At 63.4% G+C, this 23,061-nt stretch carries 23 protein-coding genes and 1 pseudogene; all 24 read left to right on the top strand.

Annotation, left to right across the window (positions count from 1 at the left end; genetic code table 11):
- Positions 1 to 54 precede the first annotated feature (54 nt).
- The 24 genes and pseudogenes from K5554_RS08695 (at position 55) to truB (ending at position 23,057) form a co-directional block, all read left to right on the top strand.
- Positions 55 to 582 carry a hypothetical protein gene (locus tag K5554_RS08695; RefSeq protein WP_221038121.1) on the top strand — a complete coding sequence of 176 codons (528 nt, stop codon included), beginning with the start codon at positions 55 to 57 and terminating at the stop codon, positions 580 to 582.
- Positions 583 to 741: 159 nt separating this feature from the next.
- The gene (gene rpsB / locus K5554_RS08700; protein ID WP_221038122.1) at positions 742 to 1,449 is read left to right on the top strand and encodes a 30S ribosomal protein S2; all 708 of its coding nucleotides are present in this window, start codon (positions 742 to 744) and stop codon (positions 1,447 to 1,449) included.
- Between the two features lie 79 nt (positions 1,450 to 1,528).
- Entirely contained in the window at positions 1,529 to 2,131 is a 603-nt protein-coding gene (gene tsf / locus K5554_RS08705; protein ID WP_255565334.1) for a translation elongation factor Ts, read from the top strand.
- A gap of 50 nt (positions 2,132 to 2,181) precedes the next feature.
- Positions 2,182 to 2,922: a UMP kinase gene (gene pyrH, locus K5554_RS08710; RefSeq protein WP_221038123.1), complete on the top strand. Its 741-nt coding sequence runs from the start codon at positions 2,182 to 2,184 to the stop codon at positions 2,920 to 2,922.
- A 19-nt stretch (positions 2,923 to 2,941) separates the two neighbouring features.
- Positions 2,942 to 3,463, top strand: coding sequence for a ribosome recycling factor (gene frr / locus K5554_RS08715; RefSeq protein ID WP_221040560.1), 522 nt, complete (start codon positions 2,942 to 2,944; stop codon positions 3,461 to 3,463).
- Positions 3,460 to 3,690, top strand: a complete 231-nt coding sequence (locus tag K5554_RS08720; RefSeq protein ID WP_221038124.1) for a hypothetical protein — start codon at positions 3,460 to 3,462, stop codon at positions 3,688 to 3,690. Before frr ends, K5554_RS08720 begins: the two co-directional genes overlap by 4 nt.
- A 34-nt stretch (positions 3,691 to 3,724) precedes the next feature.
- Positions 3,725 to 4,471: an isoprenyl transferase gene (locus tag K5554_RS08725; RefSeq protein WP_255565335.1), complete on the top strand. Its 747-nt coding sequence runs from the start codon at positions 3,725 to 3,727 to the stop codon at positions 4,469 to 4,471.
- Between the two features lie 5 nt (positions 4,472 to 4,476).
- Positions 4,477 to 5,247, top strand: a complete 771-nt coding sequence (locus K5554_RS08730) for a phosphatidate cytidylyltransferase (protein WP_221038125.1) — start codon at positions 4,477 to 4,479, stop codon at positions 5,245 to 5,247.
- A gap of 17 nt (positions 5,248 to 5,264) precedes the next feature.
- On the top strand, positions 5,265 to 6,302 hold the full coding sequence (gene ytvI, locus K5554_RS08735; protein ID WP_221038126.1) for a sporulation integral membrane protein YtvI: 1,038 nt from the start codon (positions 5,265 to 5,267) through the stop codon (positions 6,300 to 6,302).
- 8 nt (positions 6,303 to 6,310) lie between these two features.
- Positions 6,311 to 7,471: a 1-deoxy-D-xylulose-5-phosphate reductoisomerase gene (locus tag K5554_RS08740; protein WP_221038127.1), complete on the top strand. Its 1,161-nt coding sequence runs from the start codon at positions 6,311 to 6,313 to the stop codon at positions 7,469 to 7,471.
- On the top strand, positions 7,468 to 8,484 hold the full coding sequence (rseP, locus tag K5554_RS08745) for an RIP metalloprotease RseP (RefSeq protein ID WP_221038128.1): 1,017 nt from the start codon (positions 7,468 to 7,470) through the stop codon (positions 8,482 to 8,484). Before K5554_RS08740 ends, rseP begins: the two co-directional genes overlap by 4 nt.
- 3 nt (positions 8,485 to 8,487) lie before the next feature.
- The gene (gene ispG, locus K5554_RS08750) at positions 8,488 to 9,585 is read left to right on the top strand and encodes a flavodoxin-dependent (E)-4-hydroxy-3-methylbut-2-enyl-diphosphate synthase (RefSeq protein ID WP_221038129.1); all 1,098 of its coding nucleotides are present in this window, start codon (positions 8,488 to 8,490) and stop codon (positions 9,583 to 9,585) included.
- A 56-nt stretch (positions 9,586 to 9,641) separates the two neighbouring features.
- Positions 9,642 to 11,399 (top strand): proline--tRNA ligase, encoded by a 1,758-nt coding sequence (locus K5554_RS08755; RefSeq protein WP_221038130.1) that lies wholly within the window; start codon positions 9,642 to 9,644, stop codon positions 11,397 to 11,399.
- Position 11,400: 1 nt separating this feature from the next.
- Positions 11,401 to 12,057 carry a glycosyltransferase family 2 protein gene (locus tag K5554_RS08760; RefSeq protein WP_221038131.1) on the top strand — a complete coding sequence of 219 codons (657 nt, stop codon included), beginning with the start codon at positions 11,401 to 11,403 and terminating at the stop codon, positions 12,055 to 12,057.
- 2 nt (positions 12,058 to 12,059) lie between these two features.
- The gene (locus tag K5554_RS08765; RefSeq protein WP_221038132.1) at positions 12,060 to 12,710 is read left to right on the top strand and encodes an MgtC/SapB family protein; all 651 of its coding nucleotides are present in this window, start codon (positions 12,060 to 12,062) and stop codon (positions 12,708 to 12,710) included.
- Positions 12,703 to 16,392, top strand: a complete 3,690-nt coding sequence (locus K5554_RS08770) for a PolC-type DNA polymerase III (RefSeq protein WP_255565336.1) — start codon at positions 12,703 to 12,705, stop codon at positions 16,390 to 16,392. Before K5554_RS08765 ends, K5554_RS08770 begins: the two co-directional genes overlap by 8 nt.
- A 196-nt stretch (positions 16,393 to 16,588) precedes the next feature.
- Positions 16,589 to 17,068, top strand: coding sequence for a ribosome maturation factor RimP (gene rimP / locus K5554_RS08775; RefSeq protein WP_221038133.1), 480 nt, complete (start codon positions 16,589 to 16,591; stop codon positions 17,066 to 17,068).
- Positions 17,065 to 18,090: pseudogene (nusA, locus tag K5554_RS08780) on the top strand (transcription termination factor NusA); the annotation flags it as partial. The gene rimP and the pseudogene nusA, both read left to right, overlap by 4 nt.
- A gap of 32 nt (positions 18,091 to 18,122) precedes the next feature.
- Positions 18,123 to 18,389 carry an RNase P modulator RnpM gene (gene rnpM, locus K5554_RS08785; RefSeq protein WP_221038135.1) on the top strand — a complete coding sequence of 89 codons (267 nt, stop codon included), beginning with the start codon at positions 18,123 to 18,125 and terminating at the stop codon, positions 18,387 to 18,389.
- Between the two features lie 17 nt (positions 18,390 to 18,406).
- Complete coding sequence (locus K5554_RS08790; RefSeq protein ID WP_221038136.1) at positions 18,407 to 18,709, top strand: ribosomal L7Ae/L30e/S12e/Gadd45 family protein; 303 nt, start codon at positions 18,407 to 18,409, stop codon at positions 18,707 to 18,709.
- A 6-nt stretch (positions 18,710 to 18,715) separates the two neighbouring features.
- Entirely contained in the window at positions 18,716 to 20,791 is a 2,076-nt protein-coding gene (infB, locus tag K5554_RS08795; protein ID WP_221038137.1) for a translation initiation factor IF-2, read from the top strand.
- A 29-nt stretch (positions 20,792 to 20,820) separates the two neighbouring features.
- Positions 20,821 to 21,231, top strand: coding sequence for a 30S ribosome-binding factor RbfA (gene rbfA, locus K5554_RS08800; RefSeq protein WP_255565337.1), 411 nt, complete (start codon positions 20,821 to 20,823; stop codon positions 21,229 to 21,231).
- Positions 21,179 to 22,153 carry a bifunctional oligoribonuclease/PAP phosphatase NrnA gene (locus tag K5554_RS08805; RefSeq protein WP_221038138.1) on the top strand — a complete coding sequence of 325 codons (975 nt, stop codon included), beginning with the start codon at positions 21,179 to 21,181 and terminating at the stop codon, positions 22,151 to 22,153. Before rbfA ends, K5554_RS08805 begins: the two co-directional genes overlap by 53 nt.
- Complete coding sequence (truB, locus tag K5554_RS08810; RefSeq protein WP_221038139.1) at positions 22,146 to 23,057, top strand: tRNA pseudouridine(55) synthase TruB; 912 nt, start codon at positions 22,146 to 22,148, stop codon at positions 23,055 to 23,057. The genes K5554_RS08805 and truB overlap by 8 nt, the downstream gene beginning before the upstream one ends.
- Positions 23,058 to 23,061 lie beyond the last annotated feature (4 nt).

Raw genomic sequence — 23,061 nt, forward strand, 5'->3', positions numbered from 1 at the left:
GGGCGGTAATAATATTGTCTCCGGCCGGCATAATATACCACGAGGTGGTAGAGAGTGCTGCCGATAGAGGCCGACCGGAGGCGCGGTTTCCGCCGGGGACTCATGCTGGGTTTCGGCCTGGGCCTTGGCTTTTCTTTTCTCTGCCTGGCCGCTGTCGTTGGGCGGGGTATAGTGCTCCACGTGCCGGCGGGGCCCCTGGCGCGGGCCTTAAGCGTTGAGGCCCAGGCTCGGCTTGAGGAAAGCCTGCCTTCGCTCCTCGGCACCGCCCGGGGCCGGGTGCCGGAATTAGTGCGCCCGGAGTTAAAGCGGCGCCTGACAACAGCTAAGATAGAGTTCTACGGTGTGAGCATTGCCGTGCCACCTGAGTCGCTCGGCGGCCTGGAGACATACCTGGTGGGCGTTGTAGAGCAGACCGTCGGCCGGGTTTTGGATGGCATGGCACGGGAGCTTACCGGCGAGGAAACAGCGACTCCATTATGCGAATTTTTAGAGAAAACGTTGCGGCAGGATCTAAACGGTAAAATGTTGCGGGTGAGTCTGCCGGGCGGGTTGACGCTGCCGGTTACGGTGCAGGTGGAATAGCAGCGTGCCGCCGCCGGCCGCCGTGCAATATTGCTATGCCCGGCAATGTATGGTATACTACTTCCGGTTAACACACACGCTCCCCGACCTGACCAGGCGTGCCGGCGACGGTCCCGGCCGGGAAAGACGGGGGCGGCGGAAGAACAAGGAGGTCAGTTTATGGCAGTCATCACCATGAAACAGCTGTTGGAATCCGGTGTACACTTCGGACACCAGACGCGGCGCTGGAACCCTAAGATGGCGGAGTATATTTTCACCGAGCGCAACGGTATCTACATCATCGACCTGCAGAAAACAGTGCGCAAGGTGGAAGAGGCGTACAATTTTGTACGCGACCTGGCGGCGCAGGGCGGGTCGATTCTGTTTGTCGGGACGAAAAAGCAGGCCCAGGAGTCGATCAAAGAGGAAGCCGAGCGCTGCGGCATGTACTATGTGAACGTGCGCTGGCTGGGCGGCATGCTGACCAATTACCAAACCATCAAGCAGCGTATCACGCGCCTGGAAGAACTGGAGAAGATGGAAACCGACGGCCTGTTCAGCGTGTTGCCTAAGAAAGAGGTTATGCAGCTTGAGGCGGAGAAGGAGCGCCTCAACAAGTACCTGGGCGGCATCAAGAATATGCCGGGGTTACCGCAGGCCCTGTACGTGGTTGACCCGCGCAAGGAACGGATCGCGGTGGCCGAGGCCCGCAAACTCGGGATTCCGATTGTCGCTATTGTCGATACCAACTGTGACCCGGATGAAATTGACTACATTATCCCCGGCAACGACGATGCCATTCGGGCGGTAAAGCTGCTTACGTCCAAGATTGCCGACGCCGTACTGGAAGGCAAGCAGGGCGAGCAACTGGCAGAAGAAGCAGAGTAGGGAAATGAGGTAGGGGTAGAGGCGGGGGTGAGAGGCCCTACCTACCCTTACTTTTTATCATGTCAGGGAGGTAAGAAGAGTGGCAATAACAGCGGAGATGGTCAAGGCGCTCCGGGAAAAAACCGGCGCCGGTATGATGGACTGCAAACGGGCCCTCCAGGAAACCGGCGGCGATATGGATAAAGCCACCGAGTACTTAAGGGAAAAAGGCCTGGCGGCCGCCGCCAAGCGGGCGGGCCGGACCGCCGCCGAAGGTCTCGTGGACGCCTATATCCACCTGGGCGGGAAGCTGGGTGTCCTGGTGGAGGTGAACTGCGAAACCGATTTTGTGGCCCGTACCCCGGAGTTCCGCGAGTTTGTGCGGGACATCGCCATGCAGGTAGCGGCTGCCAACCCGCAGTATTTGGCCAAGGAAGACGTACCGGCCGCGGTGCTGGATAAGGAGCGGGAAATCCTGCGCGTCCAGGCGCTCAACGAAGGGAAGCCGGAAAAGGTGGTCGACCGCATTGTTGAGGGCCGGCTGGAGAAGTTCTACAGTGAGAATTGCCTCCTGGAACAGCCTTTCATCAAAGACCCCGACAAGAAGGTGCACGAGCTCTTAACCGAAAAAATTGCCCGCATCGGGGAGAACATTGTCATTCGCCGTTTCGTGCGTTTCCAACTGGGGGAGACCCAGGCGTAACCCTGCGCATCCTACGCTCAAACTGATTCCGCCTGGGGGAGGACCAACTAATGCCGCAGCCCAAGTACAAACAGGTTATCCTCAAGCTCAGTGGAGAGGCCCTGGCAGGGGAGCGTGGTTTCGGGCTTGACCCGGCGGTGGTTCGGACAATTGCCCAGGAGGTCAAGGAAATCCACGACCTGGGGGTTAAGGTTGGCATTGTCGTCGGTGGGGGGAACATTTGGCGCGGCGTGGCTGGTAGTGAAATGGGGATCGACCGGGCGACGGCGGACTACATGGGCATGCTGGCCACGGTGATAAACGCGTTGGCCCTACAAGATGCCTTGGAGAAGGTGGGAGTAGACACCCGGGTTCAGACCGCCATCGAGATGCGGGCGGTGGCGGAACCCTACATTCGCCGCCGGGCGGTGCGCCACTTGGAAAAAGGACGGGTGGTAATCTTTGCCGCCGGGACCGGTAACCCTTACTTCACCACCGATACCACCGCGGCGCTGCGCGCGGCGGAGATTGAGGCCGATGTCATCCTGATGGCCAAAAGAGTTGACGGGGTATACGATTCCGACCCGCACAAGAACCCCGAGGCCAAGAAGTTCCGGGAGCTCGGATATATTGACGTTCTCAACCAGGGACTGGGTGTTATGGATTCCACGGCCGCTTCGCTTTGCATGGACAACGACATTCCACTGGTGGTGTTCGGCCTGTCCACACCCGGCAACATTAAGCGGGCGGTGCTGGGTGAAGAAATAGGTACTTTTGTAGGGGGGGAACAGAGTGGCAACCGGTCACATTGAACAAGAGGCCGAAGGCAGGATGAAAAAAACCTTGGAAAGCCTGCGCAAAGACTTGGCATCGCTGCGCGCGGGCAGGGCGACACCGGCTCTTCTCGAGAAGATCACGGTGGATTACTACGGCACCCCTACGCCCATCAACCAGGTGGCCAACATCTCGGTGCCGGAGCCGCGCCTGCTCGTCATTCAACCCTGGGACAGGAGCATGATCGCTGCGATTGAGAAGGCCATCCTCAAATCCGACCTGGGCCTGACCCCGTCTTCCGATGGGGTTGTCATCCGGCTCGCCATTCCCCGCCTGACGGAAGAGCGACGCCGGGAGCTTAGCCGGGTGGTGAAAAAGAAGGCGGAAGAAGCGAAGGTGGCCATCCGCAACATCCGCCGGGATGCTAACGAAGGCCTGAAACGCCTGGCCAAAGAAGGCGGCATTTCGGAGGACGAAGAGAAAAAACGGCAAGAAGAGGTACAGAAGCTGACCACGAAGTACAGCAGCGAGATCGACAGCGTGGCCGAGGCCAAGGAAAAAGAGATAATGAGCGTATGAACCAGGTGCTTCCCGACATCCTGGCCCGGCCTCTGGGCGAGGCGCGCGGGCGCTTGGCCGCGGCGGGTTTTGCACGGGTTGAGATCAAGACGGCGCGCGCACCGGGACAGGGGGCCCCCCCGCCCGGCTGCGAGGTGCGCGTGGCCCGGGTGAAACTGATCGGAGAAACGGTGGAGCTCGTCGTGGTTGAAACCCGGTCCGAACCAGTACGGCAGGGAGCCCCCTAAAAAGGGGGCGTTTGCCTTGCGGGGAGGTAGCGGTGTGGCGCAGTTGAACGACAACTTGGAAAACCGGGCGGAGTCCGGCCCCCGGCATGTGGCGATTATCATGGATGGGAATGGACGCTGGGCGCGGGCGCGCGGTCTGCCGCGGCTTATGGGACACCGTGCCGGCATGGAAGCGGTGCGCCGGGTGGTGCGGGCGGCCCCGACTTTGGGCATAGCGTACCTGACCGTTTTCGCTTTTTCTACTGAGAATTGGCGCCGGCCGCGCCTGGAGGTGGAGGGGCTCTTCGCCCTCTTAGCTGAATATGTTGAACGGGAAACCCGGGAACTAAAGGCGGAGGGCGTACGGGTACGTTTCCTGGGTGAGCGGGAGGGGCTGCCGGCCACGGCCAAGCAGGTGATCGAGCGCTGTGAGGCAGTGACGTCGCGGTGTACCCGGCTCAACCTCAGCATTGCCCTGAATTACGGCGGCCGCAGCGAGCTGGTCCGGGCGGTGCGCGCTCTGGCCCGGCGGGCAGCGGCGGGCGAAGTCAACCCTGAGGATATCGGCCCGGAAGACCTGGCGGCGCAGCTTTACACCGCCGACCTGCCCGACCCTGATCTTCTGATCCGTACCAGCGGAGAGAGGCGGCTGAGCAATTTTCTGCTCTGGCAGCTGGCTTACGCCGAGTTGTACTTCAGCCCGGTCCTCTGGCCGGATTTTACGCCCCAGGACCTGGCTGCGGCAGTGGCCGACTTCCGGCAACGGGATCGCCGCTTCGGCGGCATAAAAAACGAAGGGTGATAGGCTTGCTTGCGCGCATCCTCACGGCCGCAGCGGGAGTTCCCGCTATCGTGCTTGCGGTGCAGATCGGAGGCCTTCCTTTCTTACTGCTGGTGGAATTATTGTCCCTGGTCGGCCTCAGCGAGTATTACCGGTTGACCCGGGTCCCGGTGTGCCTTCAAGTCTGGGGCTTTGCGGCGGGAGCCTTCCTTCTCATCGGCGTCTTTCAGGGCGCGCCTGGCTGGGCCGTCGGCGGCGCATTTTTCCTGGGCGGTCTTCTTATTATACTGGTGGTCAGCTTTCCCCGCCTCAGCTTTGAACAGGCGGGTTCTGCTGTACTCGGAGTCCTTTATGTCTCCTTCCTCTTTAGCTATCTTCTCCGGCTGGAGGCGCTGCCTGCGGGGAGAAACTATACCCTGCTCGCCTTCGTGCTGACCTGGGTTTCTGACAGCCTGGCCTTTCTGGTTGGGTCCCGCTGGGGCCGGCGTAAGCTTGCACCGCGTCTCAGCCCGCGCAAGACCTGGGAAGGGGCGGCGGCCGGGGTGGCAGGGAGTACCCTGGTCCTCTTGGCTGTACATACGTGGTTCGGCCTCAGCGCGGGGATGGCCATAGCCCTCGGAATTGTGGCGGGCGTGGCCGCGGAGGCGGGGGACCTGGCCGAATCGGCTTTGAAACGCTTCGCCCAGGTCAAAGATTCCGGCACCATCCTTCCCGGTCATGGCGGTATCCTGGATCGCTTTGACGCGCTGTTGCTGGTGGCGCCGGTGGTCTATGTGTGGTTTCGGCTGTGGCGTTAGGGAGAAGGGAGAAGCACATGAACCGCCAAAGCAGGTTGTTCCTTGCAGCGTTGGGTTTTCTGCTGCTCCTTTACCTGGGACTGCGCTACCTCTTGCCCTTTGTTTTACCCTTTGCCTTGGGGGCCTTTCTGGCGGCGATGCTGGAACCGGCGGTAAACTGGCTCGAGGTGCGCCTGCGGCTGCCGCGGGCGTGGGCGGCCGGGTGCGCCCTGGTGAGCGCGGTGACCGTGGTGGGAGGTGCAGCTTTTTACCTAACCCTTCACCTGGCGGCTGATATAGCCGAGATGAGACACCTGCTGCCGTCCTACAGCCAGGGCATGGTGCAAACCCTGCAAGAGCTGGCGGCTCGAACCCAAGCAGTATACCTGCACCTTCCCGAACCGCTCCTTAGAATGGCGGAAGAAAACATCCCGCGGCTCTACGGTATGGCGGGAGCAATTCTTAAGTACTTGCTGACCGCACTGGGCTCGGTCCCCGAGCTCCTGGTGATTTTCATTTTAAGCTGCGTCGCCGCCTATTTTCTCAGCCGCGACAAAAAAGCGGTACAGCAACTGGCCTTACGCTTTCTTCCGGCCGGCAGCGAGGCGCGCCTGGCGACCCTGGAACACGAGGTGGTCCGAAGCCTGGTGGGGCTGCTCTGGGCCCAGCTGGTCCTGGTGACCATCACCACGCTTACGGTGATAGTAGGCCTGCGGCTGCTGGGCATCCGCTATGCGGTCTTTCTGGGGCTGGTGAGCGGGCTGCTCGACATTCTCCCGGTGTTGGGGCCGACGCTCATCTTTTTCCCGTGGGTGGTGGGGGCCTTTCTGACCGGCCAGCGCGTGCTCGCCCTGGGACTTGTTGCCGTCTATGTGGCCATGAACATCGTCCGCCAGGGGCTGCAGGCCAAGATCATCGGCAGCCGTACGGGCCTGCACCCCCTGCTGGTCTTGGCGTCTTTGTACCTCGGGGTCAAGCTTTTCGGCCCCAGCGGGCTTATTGTTGGACCCCTTACCGTGATTGTCCTGAGGGCGCTGCTTAAGGCGGGGGCTTTTGGGAACTTTATTAAGATGTAGGTGAGGTTATGCGTAAGCTGGCTGTTTTCGGATCCACGGGCTCCATCGGTCGCCAGGCGCTCGAGGTGGCGGCTGCCTTTCCCGAGGAGCTGGAGATCACCTCGCTTGTTGCCGGTCATAACGTCGAAGTGTTGGCCGAGCAGGTTAAGCGCTGCCACGCGCGCCTGGCCGTGGTGGCCGACGAAGGGCGCTGGCGCGAGCTCAAGGAACTCTTGGCGGGGGTGCCGGTCGAGGTGCTGGCGGGTGAAGAGGGGCTGGCCGCGGCGGTGGAGGACGAGAGCGATCTCGTTTTGGCCGCCATAGTGGGCGTCGCCGGCCTCAAACCCACGCTGGCCGCTCTGCGCGCAGGCAAGGATGTTGCCTTGGCCAACAAGGAGACCATGGTGACGGCAGGGCCCCTGGTGAGGGCCGAAGCGCGGCAGCGGGGAGCCAAAATCCTCCCGGTGGACAGCGAGCACTCCGCCATCTTCCAGTGCCTTCAAGCGGGGGCACCGCGCGAGGTAAGACGGTTGCTTCTTACGGCTTCGGGCGGTCCTTTCCGCACCTGGCCCAAAGAGAAACTAGCGCGGGTAACGGCGGCCGAAGCGCTGCGGCACCCCAACTGGCGCATGGGCGCCAAAATAACGGTCGATTCGGCCACCCTGATGAACAAGGGGCTGGAGGTTATCGAGGCCCGGTGGCTCTTTGACGTGCCCCTGGAGCGGATAGAGGTGCTCGTTCACCCGGAGAGCATCGTTCATTCGCTGGTGGAATTCGTCGACGGGGCGGTGGTGGCGCAACTCGGCCCGCCCGATATGCGCCTGCCCATCCAGTACGCCCTGCTTTACCCACGCCGCCTGGCGTCTCCCTGGCCGCGCCTGGACCTGACAGGCCGCGCCTTAACCTTTGCCGCCCCGGACGGCGACCGTTTTCCCTGCCTGGTGCTGGCCCGCACGGCGGCGGAAAAGGGGGGCACCTTCCCGGCCGTCCTGAGCGGGGCCAATGAAGTGGCGGTAGCCGAGTTCCTGGCCGGCCGGCTGAGCTTCCCGGGGATAGCGCAGGTGGTGGAGCAGGTGCTCGCAAGCCACCTGCCGGTGGCGGAGCCCGACCTGACCCAGGTGCTGGCTGCTGATGCCTGGGCGCGCGAAAAAGCCCGGGCGGTAATACGGGAAGGAGTGGGACGCCTGTGAGGACAGCCCTGGCCTTCATCTTCGTTTTCGGGCTGCTCACCATCTTTCACGAACTGGGGCATTTTCTTGCGGCGAAACGCGTGGGCATCCTGGTGGAGGAGTTCGGCGTCGGGCTTGGCCCCCAGCTCTGGGCGCACCGCTGGGGAGAAACGCGCTATTCGGTGCGCCTCTTCCCCCTGGGAGGATTTGTTAGGATGCTTGGCGAAGAAGAAGGAACGGAAGAGTCCGAACGCTCGTTTCGCCGGCAGTCTGTTCTGAGCCGCCTGCTGGTGATCGGCGCCGGGCCGGTGATGAATTTTGTCCTGGCCGCCGTGCTGTTTGCGCTGATCTTTTTTGTGGCGGGTGTTCCCGCGGCCGGAACCAGGATCGCAGGCGTGGTGAGCGGGCAGCCGGCGGCGATTGCCGGGCTGAAGGCGGGCGATGTGATCGTGGGCATTGACGGGGAGCCGGTTCGTACCTGGGAGCAGGTGGTCAGCGGCATTTCCCGGCGGGCTGGGCAGGAAACCCGGATCACGGTACGGCGCGCCGGCAGGGAGCTGACCTTTTCCCTGGTACCGCGCCCGGCGGAAGGGGAAGGCGGGCGCGGCGTCATCGGTATCCAGCGGGTCATGGAGCGCTACCGTCCCTTTCTCTCCTTATACTGGGGCGCACGGCAGACCGTAGGTACTACCCTTTTTATCCTCGTGCGCCTGGGGCAGATGATTATGCAGCGCGCACCGGCCGACGTGGCCGGCCCCGTGGGCATCGTCCAGGTGGTGGGCGAGGTGGCCCGCACCGGACTTATCAATCTCCTGTCGCTGGCCGGCCTGCTCAGCGTCAACCTGGGCCTTTTCAACCTGTTTCCGATTCCGCTCCTGGACGGCGGGCAGCTCGTTATAATCAGTTGGGAAGGCCTGCGGGGTGAACCGCTGGGCCCGGAGCGGGAAGGCCTGGTTAAGCTCATCGGCGTCATCCTGCTCCTCGCCATCCTCGTTTTGGCCACGTATCAGGACTTGCTCCGTTTGGGGGTGTAGAAGGTGGAAAAACGGCGTTACAGCCGGCCGGTACAGGTGGGCCCGGTGACGGTGGGCGGCCTGGCCCCCGTTTCGGTCCAGTCGATGACCAACACCGATACCCGGGACGTCAAGGCGACGGAGCGGCAGATCGCGGCGCTGGCGGCCGCGGGCTGCGAGATTGTCCGGGTGGCCGTCCCCGACCAAGAAGCGGCGGCGGCGCTCGGGGAGCTCTGCCGGAAGGCACCGGTGCCGCTGGTCGCCGATATCCACTTTGACTACCGCCTGGCATTGGCGGCGCTTAAAGCCGGGGTTGCGGGACTGCGCCTGAACCCGGGAAACATCGGCGGGCCGGAACGCGTGCGGGCCGTGGCCCAGGCAGCCAGAGAACGCGGGGTTCCGATCCGCATCGGGGTTAACGCCGGATCTTTAGAAAAGAGCCTGCGGGAACGCTATGGCGGGGTCACGCCGGAGGGCATGGTGGAAAGCGCCCTGCGCCAGGCGGCGCTCCTGGAAGAGGAAGGGCAGCAGGCCATAATCCTTTCCCTCAAGGCCTCCGACGTTCCCTTGACCATGGCAGCCTACAAGTTGGCTGCTGAGCGCTGCACCTACCCGTTGCACCTGGGCATCACCGAGGCCGGTACTCCCTGGCGGGGTACGATTCGCAGCGCCGTCGGCCTGGGAGCACTGCTGGCGGAAGGCATCGGTGATACCATCCGCGTTTCCCTGACCGGCGATCCGGTGGAAGAGGTACGGGTGGGGTACGAGATTCTAAAGGCCTTAAACCTCCGGGAACACGGCCCCGTCCTCATCTCCTGCCCTACCTGCGGGCGTTGTCGGATCGACCTTGTCCGGCTGGCCGAGGAGGTCGAAAGGGCCGTGGCCGGCCTGGCACTGCCGCTCAAGATTGCGGTGATGGGCTGCGCGGTCAACGGACCGGGTGAAGCGGCCGAGGCGGACTTCGGCATCGCAGGCGGGCGGGGAGCCGGTTTGATTTTCCGCCGGGGAGAGATCGTGCGCAAGGTTCCAGAGGCGGAGCTTGTCCCGGCGCTGCTGGCAGAAATTGAAGCTGCCTACCCGGGAGCGCTCCAAGAGCGAAGAAATTCCGGAGCGGCGGGGTAGCCCAAGCGCCCCGGCGCCGGCAGAAAACGCGAGCGATAAGTGAGGAGGATGCCAGCGTGCGCATGTCCAAGTTGTTTGCCCCTACCCTGCGCGAAGTGCCGGCCGAGGCTGAGGTGATCAGCCACCAGTTGCTGCTGCGTGCAGGCTACATCCGCAAGACGGCGGCGGGGGTCTACTCGTACCTGCCCCTGGCCTGGCGCGTACTGCGCAAAATAGAGGAGATCGTCCGCCAGGAAATGGACCGGGCGGGCGGCCAGGAAGTCCTGCTGCCGACCCTGCACCCGGCGGAGATCTGGCAGGAGTCCGGCCGCTGGGATGTTTACGGCAAGGAGCTCTTCCGCTTGAAGGACCGGCACGACCGGGACTTTTGCTTAGGACCGACGCATGAAGAGATTGTCACCGACCTGGTGCGCCGGGAGATAAGCTCCTATCGTGACCTACCCAAACTGCTGTATCAGATCCAGACCAAAGCGCGCGATGAGATCCGGCCTCGCTTAGGCCTTATCCGTTGCCGTGAGTTTATCATGAAGGACCTGTACAGCTTTGACCGCGACCAGGAGGGCTTGGAGCAAAGCTACCGCACCATGTACCGTGCCTACCAACGCGTTTTTACCCGCTGCGGGCTCAGCTTTAAGGCCGTAGAGGCCGATAGCGGGGCCATCGGCGGCAAGGACTCACACGAGTTCATGGTACTGGCCGATACCGGGGAAGGGGTCATCGCGTACTGCGACGTCTGCGATTACGCCGCCAACCTGGAGCGGGCGGTGGCCGGCGGGAAGGCGGCACCGGCCGCCGAAGCAGCCGAAGAGCTCCGGCCGGTGGCGACGCCGGGCCGGCACAGCGTGGAGGAGGTCACGGCCTATCTAGGGGTGCCGGCGGAGCGCTTGGTAAAAACGCTGATTTACCGGGCTATCTACCGCGACCGGGAAGAACCCGTGGCTGTGCTGGTGCGCGGTGACCGGGAAGTAAACGAAACCAAGCTCAAGAACACGTTGGATGCCCTCTTTGTTGAACTGGCGGACGCCGCCCTGGTGGAGCAGGTCACCGGCGCGCCGGTGGGCTTCGCCGGCCCGGTTGGCCTGAAGGTACGCCTTCTGGCCGACCCGGAGGCGGTGCAGGTGGTCAACGCGGTTGTGGGCGGCAACAAAGCCGACCTGCACCTGGTCAACGTCAATTACGGCCGGGATTATGAGGCTGCTGTGGTGGCCGACCTTCATAATGTCTCTTCCGGGGACCCGTGCCCCCGTTGTGGTGCGGCGCTTAAGACCACCCGGGGTATTGAGGTGGGTCACATCTTCAAACTGGGCACCAAGTACAGCGAGGCGCTGGGCGCCACTTACCTGGGAGAGGACGGGCAGGAACGTTTCATCGTCATGGGTTCGTACGGGATCGGCATACCGCGGACCATGGCCGCCGCCGTGGAGCAGAACCACGATGCGGACGGCATCATCTGGCCGTTCCCCATTGCGCCCTACCACGTGGTCATTGTGCCGGTGAACTATGCGGTCCCCGAGCAGCGGGCCCTGGCCGAGGCCCTCTACCGGGAGCTTACGGCAGCGGGGGTGGAGACGCTCATCGACGACCGCGACGAGAGGGCGGGGGTTAAGTTCAAAGATGCAGACCTGATGGGCTTTCCGCTCCGCATCACGGTGGGCCCGCGGGCGCTCAAAGAGGGAAAGGTGGAGCTGCGCCGGCGTGCCAGCGGCACCGTGAGCCTGCTTGCACAAGCGGATGTGGTGGCGGCGGTCCAGGCGGAGATTGCCGCCGGCTATCCGCAGGCGGGCGAGGAAGAAGACAGCGCCGGGGTAAGGTGAAATGAAGATCGCGGCCATTGTTCCAGCCTATAATGAAGCAGGGCGGATCGGCCATGTGGTGGCGACGGTCGAACGCGTGCAGGAAATAGCGGAAATCATCGTGGTGGACGACGGATCCACCGACGGGACGGCCAGGGAGGCAGCCCAAGCGGGAAGCCGGGTGACGGTGGTAAAACTGCCTGCGAACCAGGGGAAAGGCGCGGCGCTCTTGGCCGGCGTTCAGGCAACGGACGCCGATATTCTGCTGTTTCTGGACGCCGACCTCTTAGGGCTTACGCCGGCCCACATCCGGGAGCTTGTCCTGCCGGTACTGCGCGGCGAGAGCGAGATGGCGATGGCCGTCTTCGCCGGGGGCCGCTTGGCGACGGACCTGGCGCAGAAGATCGCCCCTTTCCTTTCCGGGCAGCGGGCCTTGCGGCGCAGCCTCTTGGCGCGCGTACCTTCCCTGGCACTGAGCCGTTTTGGCGTGGAGATGGCCCTGACGCAGTTTGTGCGCGATGAGGGTATCCCGGTCCGGCGCATCCCCTGGCGGGATGTCACCCACGTGATGAAGGAAGAGAAACTGGGGCTGGCCAAGGGCTTCGGCGCACGCCTCAAGATGTATTGGGAGATCCTGCACAGCCTTAGACTCGGAAGACTCAAACGGGGCAGGGGATAAGTATGGACCTCGGCGAAAGTGAACTCTTGCTCCGGTTAGGGGTGGCGTTTCTCTTGGGCGGAGCGATCGGCCTGGAACGCGAGAGCGCCCACCGGCCTGCCGGCTTCCGGACCCACACCCTGGTGGGGGTGGGAGCGGCGCTGGTGATGGTGCTGTCGCTTTCCATCACCGGGGCGGACCCGGCCCGGCTGGCGGCCCAGGTGGTGAGCGGCATCGGCTTTCTCGGAGCCGGCACCATCCTGCACGAGGGGCCGACCATCCGTGGCCTTACCACGGCTGCCAGCCTTTGGGTGGTGGGGGCCATCGGTCTGGCCTGCGGTGCCGGTTTTTACCTCGGCGCTGGGGTGGCCGCCGCTTTAGTGGTGATTGCCCTGGTGCCCTTAGTGCGGCTGGAACGCTGGGTTGGGGGCAAACGCGAGCGCAAAGTACTGCGCCTCGAGATGGAAGACCGGCCGGGGCAGTTGGGCCAAGTAGGCCAGGTGCTGGGGCGCCTGGGCATCAGCATTAAGGGTGTGGAAATGGAGGAGGCCGGAAGGCGCGGGCGGCTCAATGTCGACCTCACCGTTCGCATTCCGCCGGGGGTTCCTGTGGAGAGAGCCATCACCGAGCTTGGTCAAGTTGCTGGGGTGCATGCGGTGATAAGCGATGATTAATAAGGAAGGGTTGAGCTGGCAGCAGCTGGTGGAGCGGCTGGCGGTGGACCAGGAGCTCAAGAACAGGCTCCTCGTCACTTCCCTCGCAGGCGTTACGGTGAGCCCTGATGGCCGGCGCTGGGTTCTTACCTTGCAGGGCCCATGCGCGTTGCCGGCGGCGTCGCTCCACAAGGTGGAAGACGCGGTGACCTCCCTGGCGCCCAGCCGGCCTGCGGTGAAGATAGAATTCATCCGGCGCGAAACTGTTGTGGATGTCGGCGCGGTGTGGCCGGCGATTACGGCTGAGTTGATACGGGAGATGCCTTTTTTGCACGGCTGGCTGGAAAACGCGGACTGGGAGCTGGCCGACGGCGTCTTTTCGCTGCGGCTGGGCAACAGATTCGCAGCGCACCTGTTTAACGAGCGCGGGGGAGCTGCCGTGCTGCGCAACCTGCTCGCGGCCCACACCGGCAGCGTCTACCAGGTGGAGGTGGTCGGGGAAGAGGGTGGAGAACCGCCGCAATTCGAGACGCAGCCTGAGGATGAGCTGAAGCAGTACATCGAGGAAATCCAGGAAGCAGCGCGCAAAGAGAGCCCTGCGGGCGGCGGCGAGAACACCTCCGAAGTGGTAACCGGGGAGCCCATCAGTGCGGCCCCTGTGCCCCTGGCGGAGCTCAGGGAGCTCGGCAGCTCCGTTGTGGTGGAGGGCTGGGTCACCCAGGCCGAAGTGCAGAAGACCAAGAAGGGCAAAACCCTCCTGGCATTTGATCTTGCCGACGAAACCGATGCCGTTTCGGTCAAGGTGCTGCTGAAGAAAAAGGCCGAGGAAGAGGCGGCGGCCCAAGTGGGCCCCGGCCGCTGGCTCCGCGTCAAGGGGGAGCTCACCTTCGACCGCTTTGCGGGAGAAGAGATCATCTGGGCGCGTGCCATCCAGCTGGTGCCCCCGCGGGAGGACAGCGATCCAGCTCCGGTAAAGCGGGTTGAACTGCATCTCCACACCCAAATGAGCGCGCTCGACGCGACCACCAAACTCAAGGACCTTTTCGCCACCCTGGCCCGCTGGCAGCACACGGCCGTGGCCATCACCGACCACGGTTCTGTGCAGGCCTTTCCGGAAGCCTACGAGCTGGGCCGGCAGTACGGGATCAAGGTGATTTACGGGCTGGAAGGCTACCTGGTGGAAGACGGCGTAGACCCCCTGGACGATAAGGCACGCGTTTACCACATTGTGGTGCTGGTGCGCAACCAGACGGGCCTCAAGAACTTGTACCAGCTGGTGACCCTGTCCCACCTGGACTACTTTCACCGCGTGCCGCGCCTGCCCCGGTCCGTCCTGGAGAAGTACCGGGAGGGGCTCATCTTTGGCTCGGCCTGCGAGGCCGGGGAGGTATTCCAGGCGCTGCTGGGAAAGGCGGACGAAGCCGAGCTGCGGCGCCGCGCCGCCTTTTACGACTACTTGGAGATCCAGCCCCGGGGCAATAATGCCTTTTTGCTGCGCGAAGGCAGACTGTCGGAAAGCGAACTTTTGGCTTTGAACCGCCGCCTGGTGGCGCTGGGGCAGGCAGTGGGGCGGCCGGTGGTGGCGACGGGCGACGTCCACTTCCTGCGCCCGGCTGACGAGGTTTTGCGGCGCATTCTCCTGGCCGGTCAGAAGTACAGCGATGCCGATCTGCAGCCACCGCTTTACCTCAAGAAGACGGAGGAGATGCTGGCTGAATTCAGTTACCTGGGTGCCGACACCGCCCGGGAGGTAGTGGTGGAGGCGCCCCGGCGGCTGGCCGCGCAGGTGGAAGAAGTGCAACCGGTGCCCTCCGACCTATCGGCACCGCGCATCCCGGGCGCGGAGAACGAAATCGCGGCCATGGCGCGCCGGCGGGCCACGGAACTTTATGGGGATCCGTTGCCGGAGGTTGTCGCCCAGCGGCTGGAGAAGGAATTGCGCGCCATTATTTCCAATGGCTTTGCTGTCATTTACCTTATTGCCCAGCGCCTGGTGAAGAAGTCTTTGGAAGACGGCTACCTGGTCGGGTCGCGGGGGTCGGTGGGCTCATCTTTGGTGGCCACCCTGTGCGGCATCACCGAGGTGAACCCGCTGCCGCCGCACTACCGCTGCCCGGAGTGCCGGTACAGCAAGTTTGTGGCCGCCGGGACCGCCGGCTCCGGCTTTGACCTACCGACCGAGGACTGCCCGCGCTGCGGTCACCCTTTGATTAAAGACGGGCAAGACATCCCCTTTGAGACTTTCCTTGGGTTTAAAGGGGACAAGGTGCCTGACATCGACCTCAACTTTTCCGGGGAGTACCAGGGCCGGATTCATCGCTACACAGAGGAGCTGTTCGGTCACGACCATGTGTTCCGGGCCGGTACCATCTCCACCATCGCCGAGCGGACGGCTTATGGTTTTGTCAAGGCCTACGCGGACCAGCACGGCCTCAAGTGGCGCCGGGCGCAGATGGACCGGCTGGTGGCCGGTTTGACCGGGGTACGGCGCACCACCGGGCAACACCCGGGCGGCCTCATGATTGTACCCGACTACCGGGACATCCTGGACTTTACGCCGGTACAGCACCCGGCGGACGCCAAAGAAAGTGATGTTGTGACCACGCACTTCGATTATCATTCCATCAGCAGCCGGCTGCTCAAGCTGGACCTGCTCGGGCACGACGACCCGACCGTGCTTAAGATGCTCGAGGAGCTCACGGGTGTGAACCCGCGCAGCGTGCCCTTGGATGACCCGGCCACGCTGGCCCTCTTTTCCGGCGTCGAACCCTTGGGCGTCAAGGCCGAGGACATCGGTTCGGAGGTGGGTACCATTGGGCTGCCTGAATTCGGCACGCGCTTTGTCCGGCAGATGCTGGTGGACACCCGCCCGACAAGCTTCAGCGAGCTGGTGCGCATCTCGGGCCTTTCCCATGGTACCGATGTTTGGCTGGGGAATGCGCAGGAGCTTATTAAATCGGGGCGCGCCACCTTGGCGGAAGTGATTTGTACGCGCGATGACATCATGCTTTACCTGATCAGCCGGGGCCTGGAACCGTCACTGGCGTTTAAGACCATGGAGAGTGTGCGCAAGGGCAAAGGCCTGAAGCCGGAGATGGAAGAAGCAATGGTGCACCAGGGGGTGCCGGAATGGTACATCGCCTCCTGCCGCAAGATCAAGTACATGTTTCCCAAGGCCCACGCGGTGGCTTACGTGATGATGGCCTTCCGCATCGCCTATTTTAAGGTTCACTACCCGGCTGCCTTTTACGCCACCTACTTCTCCGTCCGCGCCGACGACTTTGATCTGGCGCTGGCCCTGAAAGGGCCGGAGGCGGTGGCGGCCAAAATCGCCGAGCTCGAGGCCAAGGGCAACGAAGCGGCGGCCAAGGAGAAGGGGCTCCTTACGGTGCTGGAGGTGGCGCGCGAAATGTTCGCCCGCGGCCTGCGTTTTCTTCCCTTGGACCTGAGCCGTTCGCATCCGACCCGCTTTCTCATTACCCCGGACGGGCTCCTGCCGCCTTTGGTGAGCCTGCCGGGACTCGGCCAGGCGGCGGCGCTCAATATTGTGGCGGCGCGGGAGGAAAGGCCGTTTTCCTCTCAGGAGGACCTGAAACAACGGGCGCGGCTGCCGCGCAGCCTGATAACCCTTTTGGCCCAGGCAGGTTGCCTGGAGAAACTGCCCGCCAACGACCAGTTGGATCTCTTCCAGGCACTGCCGTAGGTCGGGCCAGGCTTGCCAACCCGTGCCCGCCATGCTATACTGTTAGCAGTTGGTAGTGCGCTTACGTGCCGTTGTGAGCCAGAGGAGTGGGTGGTTGCCCACTCTTTACTGTTACTGGGCCGGCAGGGGAGGCTAATTCCTGCCGGGGGAGGAAAGAATAGGTGGGGCTGTCCCTCGGAGTAAAGGAGGGGAAAGGATGAGCGCGGCCATAGTGGAAACTGTAACGGCTTTGGTGGAGCCGCTGGCGGCCCGGGAGGGGCTGGAGGTTGTGGACGTAACCTTTACCCATGAAAGCGGTCGCTGGTACTTAAGGGTTTTTATCGACAAGCCCGGCGGTGTGGGTGTGGACGACTGCGAGCGATTGAGTGAGGTTTTGAGTCCCGCCCTGGACGAAAAGGACCCCATCCCCCGGTCTTACTACCTGGAGGTGTCTTCGCCGGGACTGGACCGGCCGCTCAAGCGCGAGCGCGATTTCGAGCGTTTTCGCGGCCGACGCGCCACCGTGCGCACCCGGACCGCCGTTGCGGGGCGGCGCCGTTTTACCGGCGTGCTGGGCGGCCTGAGCGATGGCCGGGTGAAATTGGACCTGGGGGCCGAAGGTGAGGTTCTCATTCCGCGAGAAGAGATAACCCAAGCGAAACTCGTGCCGGAGATCGGCTGGGAGGGAAAAAAGTGAATCAGGAGTTCTTGGAGGCGCTCGCCCAACTGGAAAAGGAACGGGGTATTAAAAAAGAAGTCCTGCTGGAGGCCTTGGAGGCGGCGCTGGTTTCCGCTTACAAGAAGAACTTCTCCTCGGCCCAAAACGTGCGCGTGCAGATTGACCGCAGCACGGGCGAGGTCAAGGTGTTTGCCCGCAAGGTTGTGGTGGATAAAGTGGAAGACCCCCGCCTGGAGGTCTCGTTGGCGGAGGCCAAGGAGATCGATCCGCGCTATGAAATTGAAGACATAGTGGAGTTTGAGGTTACACCGCGGGAGTTCGGACGGATAGCGGCGCAGAACGCCAAACAGGTGGTGGTGCAGAGGATCCGGGAGGCGGAACGCGGGATTATCTTTGAGGAATTCGCCGATCGCGAGGGCGATATCGTCACCGGAATCATTCAGAAGTTTGAACAGAAAAACGTGCTTCTGGACCTGGGCCGGGCCGAGGCGATTCTGGCGGCGAGCGAACAGATGCCGAGCGATGTTTATCGCCCTGGGGAGAGGCTGAAGGCCTATGTCCTGGAGGTAAACCGCACCACCAAGGGTCCCCAGATCCTTGTTTCCCGCACTCATCCCGGCTTTTTGAAGCGCCTCTTTGAGCTGGAGGTTCCGGAAATACACGATGGCACAGTGGAGATCAAGGCCATCGCGCGCGAAGCAGGCATGCGTTCCAAAATGGCCGTGTGGGCGCGCGATCCCAACGTGGACCCGGTGGGGGCGTGCGTCGGCCCGCGGGGTATGCGCGTGCAGGCGGTGGTAAATGAGCTCCGGGGGGAGAAAATCGATATCATTAAATGGAGCGGCATACCGGAGGAGTTTATCGCCAGCGCCTTGAGCCCGGCCCGCGTCGTGGGCGTTGCTCTGGAAGAAGAAGGACGGGTGGCCCGGGTTCTCGTGCCGGAAAACCAGCTTTCCTTGGCCATCGGTAAAGAAGGGCAGAACGCCCGGCTCGCTGCCAAGCTCACCGGGTGGAAGATCGACATTAAGAGCGAACCCCAGGAGACAGACGAGGTGAAGGGAAGTGATTCACCATGAAGGAGCGCCGGGTACCGATGCGCCTTTGTGTCGGTTGTCAGCAGATGCGACCGAAAAAGGAGTTGCTCCGGGTAGTGCGCACCCCCGAGAACAAGGTGGAGGTAGATCGAACCGGCAAGAAACCCGGCCGGGGCGTTTACATCTGCCCCGTGCGGGAGTGCCTGGAGAAGGCGGTGCAGGGAAAAAGGCTGCAGAAGGCCTTGGAGGTGGATCTGCCGCCGGAAATCATCCGGGAACTCGAGGACCGGCTGATCGAGATCTAGAGCGGTTTCTCGGCTTAATGGGCCTGGCGCGTAAGGCCGGCAGGCTTAAGGTGGGCGCCGCGGCCTGTCGCCAGGCGCTCGCCCGGGGCGAGGCAAGGCTGGTTGTCCTGGCCTGCGATGGCAGCGACCGCACGCAGCGAACCTTTCAAGAACTGGCAGCCAGGGCAGGGGTTCCGGTCTTGTGCCCGGCAGGGAAAAAGCAGCTTGGCCACCGGCTGGGATGTGACGAGGTGGCTGTCACCGTAATCACCGACCCTTCACTGGCCCGAGCGGTTCGCCAAACTGCTCCCGGTGCCGGAGCTAGCAAAACACGGGGGTGAGAGCACATGGGTAAGGTACGCGTATACGAGCTGGCTAAAGAGCTGAAAGTGAGCAGCAAAGACCTGATGGAACTCCTGGCGGAGATGGGCATTCAGGTGAGAAACCATATGAGCGCTTTGGAGGACGAGGCGGTGGAACGGGTACGGGATGCCCTGGGGGGGGACGACGCTCCTGCAGCGCCGGACGTCCCTGCCGAGTTGGAAGTGGAAGTGGAGGAGGAAGAGATCCCCCGCAAGGCACTGGAGAAGAAGGGCCGTCCCAAAGGGAAGGATGGGCGGCCCAAGCGTGCCCGCCAAAGGAAGCGGGAGGAGCGCCGACCTGAAGAAGAAAAGGCGCCGAAGGAAGTGGAACTCCCGCCGCAGCTTACGGTGCAGGAACTGGCAACACGGCTGGGGAAGCCGGGTAGCCAGATAGTGAAGCTGCTTTTTGCCGACGGCATCATGGCCGGCCTTAACCAGAGCATCGAGTTCAGCACTGCCGCCCAGGTGGCGCAGAAATTGGGCGTCACCGTTACCCGGGCGCAGCTGGAGCCGGAAGCGGCGCCGGCGCAAGAGGAGGACCGGCCGGAGGATCTCCGCGAGCGCCCCCCGGTGGTCACGGTTATGGGGCATGTGGACCACGGCAAGACCTCGCTCCTCGACGCCATCCGGCATACCCGCGTCACCGAGCAGGAGGCGGGCGGCATCACCCAGCACATCGGTGCTTCGGTGGTGGAGCACAAAGGGCGCCGGATTGTCTTCCTGGACACACCGGGGCACGAAGCCTTTACCGCCATGCGGGCCCGGGGGGCGCAGGCGACGGACATCGCTGTGCTGGTGGTGGCGGCCGACGATGGGGTGATGCCGCAGACGGTGGAGGCGATCAACCACGCCAAGGCAGCCGGGGTGCCCATAATCGTGGCCATCAACAAGATGGATAAACCAGGGGCGCGGCCGGACCTGGTCAAGCAGCAGCTGACCGAATACGGGTTGGTCGCAGAGGAATGGGGGGGCGATACCATTTGCCTCCCGGTATCGGCGGTTAAAAAGCAGGGGATTGAGGATCTCCTGGAAATGATCCTCCTGGTGGCCGACATGCAGGAGCTCAAGGCCAACCCCAACCGCCCGGCGACGGGTATCATTATTGAAGCGGAGTTGGACCGGGGCCGCGGGCCGGTGGCGACGGTCCTGGTACAAAGGGGCACGCTGCGCGTCGGCGATGCCGTGGTGGCCGGGACGGCCGCCGGGCGGGTGCGCGCCATGATGAACGATAAGGGCCAGCGGGTCAAGGCTGCGCGGCCGTCTGAGCCGGTGGCCGTGCTGGGGTTTGCCGAGGTGCCACAAGCTGGTGACCTTCTTAAGGTGGTAAGCGACGAAAAGACCGCCCGCGCCCTGGCCGACCGGGAGCGAGACCGCCTGCGGGAGAAGGAGCTCACGGCGCATCCCCACCTCACGCTGGACGAACTGTACCAGCGCATTCAAGAGGGCGAGGTTAAGGAGCTTAACCTGGTCATCAAGGCCGATGTCCAGGGTTCGGTGGAAGCGGTGCGCCAGGCCCTGGAAAAACTCTCCAACCCTGAGGTCAAGGTGAATGTTATCCACGGCGGCGTTGGCGCCATCACGGAAACGGATGTCATGCTGGCAGCTGCCTCCAGTGCCATTATCATCGGTTTTAATGTGCGCCCGGAGGGCAAGGCCGCCCAGTCGGCCGAGGAGCAGAAGGTCGATATTCGCCTCTACCGCATAATCTATGACGCTATCGATGATATTAAGGCGGCGATGCAGGGCCTGTTGGCGCCGAAACTCAGGGAGGTGGCTTTGGGCAGCGCCGAGGTGCGGGCGGTGTTCCACGTACCCAAGGTGGGCACGGTGGCCGGTTGCTACGTGCGCGACGGCAGATTCAGCAAAGATGCCCAGGTACGCCTGGTGCGGGACGGGGTTGTGGTCTACGAAGGCAAGGTGGCGTCGCTGCGGCGTTTCAAGGACGACGTGCGTGAAGTGGCTGCCGGTTACGAGTGCGGGATCACCCTGGTCAACTTTCAGGACTTCAAGGAGGGCGACACCCTGGAGGCGTTTGCAATTGAGGAAGTCCCGGTGGCGTGAAGCTTCCATGAGGCGCGGAGGTGAGGGGTTTGGGAAAGCTGCGGGAGGCGAAGCTTGAGGAGGCATTCCGCCAAGAGATCAGCGCGCTCATTCAGCGCGAGGTGAAGGATCCGCGCATCGGCTTTGTGTCGGTCACGGATGTTGACGTTTCGGGCGATCTAAGACACGTGACCGTGTACGTGAGCGTTCTCGGCAGCGCCGAGGAGAAAAAGGCAACCCTGGCCGGCCTCGAGCGGGCAACCGGATTTATCCGCTCGGAGCTGGGGCGGCGGATCCGCCTGCGCTATACGCCGGAGATAGTTTTTTGCCTGGATGAATCCATCGCCCGCGGGGTAGAGCTTACAAACCTGATTACCCGTATCCAAAAGGAGGAAGGGGCCGGACAGGGTGCAGCAGCCGAAGACGGCGGCGGTCAAAAGGCTGATCGCCGAGAGCAGTGAGGTAGTGCTTCTTTGCCATATCGACCCTGACGGTGACGCCGTCGGGTCCTTGCTGGGGCTTGGATTGGCGCTTCTGGCCGGCGGGCACCGGGTGACGATGATAAGCCCGGACGGCGTACCGCACAACTACGCCTTCCTTCCGGGAGCGGACAGGGTGGAAAAGGCGGCAGCGGCGGGCGGCGACCCGGTCGTCCTGGTACTGGATTGCGGCGACCTGGAGCGCCTGGGGCCGCTCAAGGAGTGGGCGGCTCACCAAGGGAAACTCGTCAACATCGACCACCATCCCACCAACCAGGGCTTTGGCCGCTATAACCTGGTCGATCCGGGCGCGGCGGCGACAGCGGAGTTGGTTCTCGCCTTGATCGAAGAAATGGCCCTGCCGCTTACACCCCAGGTGGCGAACTGCCTTTATACCGGCCTTCATACCGATACCGGCGGCTTTCGCTACGAGAACACCAGCGCGCGCGCCCACCGGGCGGCGGAACGCCTGCTGGCGGCGGGGGCCAAGCCCTGGGAGATCGCAGAGAACGTCTATAACACCAAGCCGCTGGCGCAGGTCCTGCTTTTGCGCGAGGCTTTGGCCCGGCTTGAAATGGACGAGAGCGGTCGCATCGCCTGGATGAGTTTACCCCGGTCTGTTTTTGCCGCCTGCGGCACCAACGATACCGGTGGCCTGATCGATTATCCGCGGATGATCGCCGGGGTGGAGGTGGCGCTGCTTTTTAAAGAAGCAGAAGACGGTACCGTGCGCGTAGGCCTCCGCTCGCGGCGGGTTGACGTGAGCCGGCTGGCCCTGCGCTTCGGCGGCGGGGGACATGCCCGCGCGGCAGGCTGCAGCGTGGCCGGGCCGCTGGCGCACGCCGAGCGGGTAGTCCTGGCGGCCGCCCGGCAGGCCTTGGAGGAGGAGGCCGGGAATGCTTAGCGGGTTCATCAACATCCTCAAACCGCCCGGCCTGACGTCCCATGCGGTGGTGGCGAGGGTACGGCGGCTCCTCGGTGAGCGCCGGGTAGGACATGCAGGCACCCTGGATCCTGCGGCCAGCGGCGTCCTGGTGGTGGCTGTGGGCCGGGCCACCCGGCTCATCGCTCACCTGGAGGGCAGCAAGACTTATCGGGGCGAGATAACCTTTGGCATCGGCACCACGACCCTGGATGCCGAGGGCGAAATAACGCGTGCGGTTCCCTGTTCGGTCGCTGCGGCCCAGCTCCGGGAGGTACTACCACGCTTTCGCGGTACCATCGACCAGGTGCCGCCCATGGTTTCGGCCGTGCACCACCAGGGGCGGCGGCTGTACGAGCTCGCCCGCTCCGGTGTGGAGGTGGAGCGTCAGCCCCGGCGGGTACATATTACGCGCCTTGAGCTCATTTCTTTCTACCCCGACCCGCTGCACCCGCGGGCGCTCATTGAATGCACCTGTTCGGCCGGCACGTATGTGCGGGCCTTGGCCGCGGACATCGGCCGGGCGCTGGGAACGGAAGCCCATCTTTCCTTCCTGTTGCGTACCAGGAGCGGGTCTTTCGCTTTGGACTCCAGCCTTACCTTGGCCGAACTCGAAGCGGCCGTCGGCAGGGGAGTAGAGCGCACATGGCTCTGCCCCCCGGAAAGCGGGCTGGGGCACCTGGCAGCGGTGACGCTGCCGGAGGAAGAAAGCGAGCGCTTCCGGCACGGCAATGCCGTCTTCCACCCAAGCTCCGGTGGCCCGGCTCTGGGGCAGGCCTTGGTTGTGTACGGGCCGGGTCGAAGCTTTCTGGGCGTGGGGCGCCTGGAGCACAGGGAAGAGGCCCTTTGGCTCCAACCGGATGTGGTTTTCCCTAAGGAGTGTTGAGGAA

The sequence above is a fragment of the Gelria sp. Kuro-4 genome, from assembly GCF_019668485.1.
In the GTDB taxonomy this organism is placed as follows: Bacteria; Bacillota; DTU030; order DUMP01; family DUMP01; genus DUMP01.

Excerpts from the sequence above, each read along its gene's own strand:
- rpsB (WP_221038122.1), top strand. The coding sequence starts at position 742 with ATGGCAGTCATCACCATGAAACAGCTGTTGGAATCCGGTGTACACTTC.
- pyrH (WP_221038123.1), top strand. The coding sequence starts at position 2,182 with ATGCCGCAGCCCAAGTACAAACAGGTTATCCTCAAGCTCAGTGGAGAG.
- frr (WP_221040560.1), top strand. The coding sequence starts at position 2,942 with ATGAAAAAAACCTTGGAAAGCCTGCGCAAAGACTTGGCATCGCTGCGC.
- K5554_RS08720 (WP_221038124.1), top strand. The coding sequence starts at position 3,460 with ATGAACCAGGTGCTTCCCGACATCCTGGCCCGGCCTCTGGGCGAGGCG.
- ytvI (WP_221038126.1), top strand. The coding sequence starts at position 5,265 with ATGAACCGCCAAAGCAGGTTGTTCCTTGCAGCGTTGGGTTTTCTGCTG.
- K5554_RS08740 (WP_221038127.1), top strand. The coding sequence starts at position 6,311 with ATGCGTAAGCTGGCTGTTTTCGGATCCACGGGCTCCATCGGTCGCCAG.
- K5554_RS08760 (WP_221038131.1), top strand. The coding sequence starts at position 11,401 with ATGAAGATCGCGGCCATTGTTCCAGCCTATAATGAAGCAGGGCGGATC.
- K5554_RS08765 (WP_221038132.1), top strand. The coding sequence starts at position 12,060 with ATGGACCTCGGCGAAAGTGAACTCTTGCTCCGGTTAGGGGTGGCGTTT.
- K5554_RS08770 (WP_255565336.1), top strand. The coding sequence starts at position 12,703 with ATGATTAATAAGGAAGGGTTGAGCTGGCAGCAGCTGGTGGAGCGGCTG.
- rimP (WP_221038133.1), top strand. The coding sequence starts at position 16,589 with ATGAGCGCGGCCATAGTGGAAACTGTAACGGCTTTGGTGGAGCCGCTG.
- rnpM (WP_221038135.1), top strand. The coding sequence starts at position 18,123 with ATGAAGGAGCGCCGGGTACCGATGCGCCTTTGTGTCGGTTGTCAGCAG.
- K5554_RS08790 (WP_221038136.1), top strand. The coding sequence starts at position 18,407 with ATGGGCCTGGCGCGTAAGGCCGGCAGGCTTAAGGTGGGCGCCGCGGCC.
- infB (WP_221038137.1), top strand. The coding sequence starts at position 18,716 with ATGGGTAAGGTACGCGTATACGAGCTGGCTAAAGAGCTGAAAGTGAGC.
- truB (WP_221038139.1), top strand. The coding sequence starts at position 22,146 with ATGCTTAGCGGGTTCATCAACATCCTCAAACCGCCCGGCCTGACGTCC.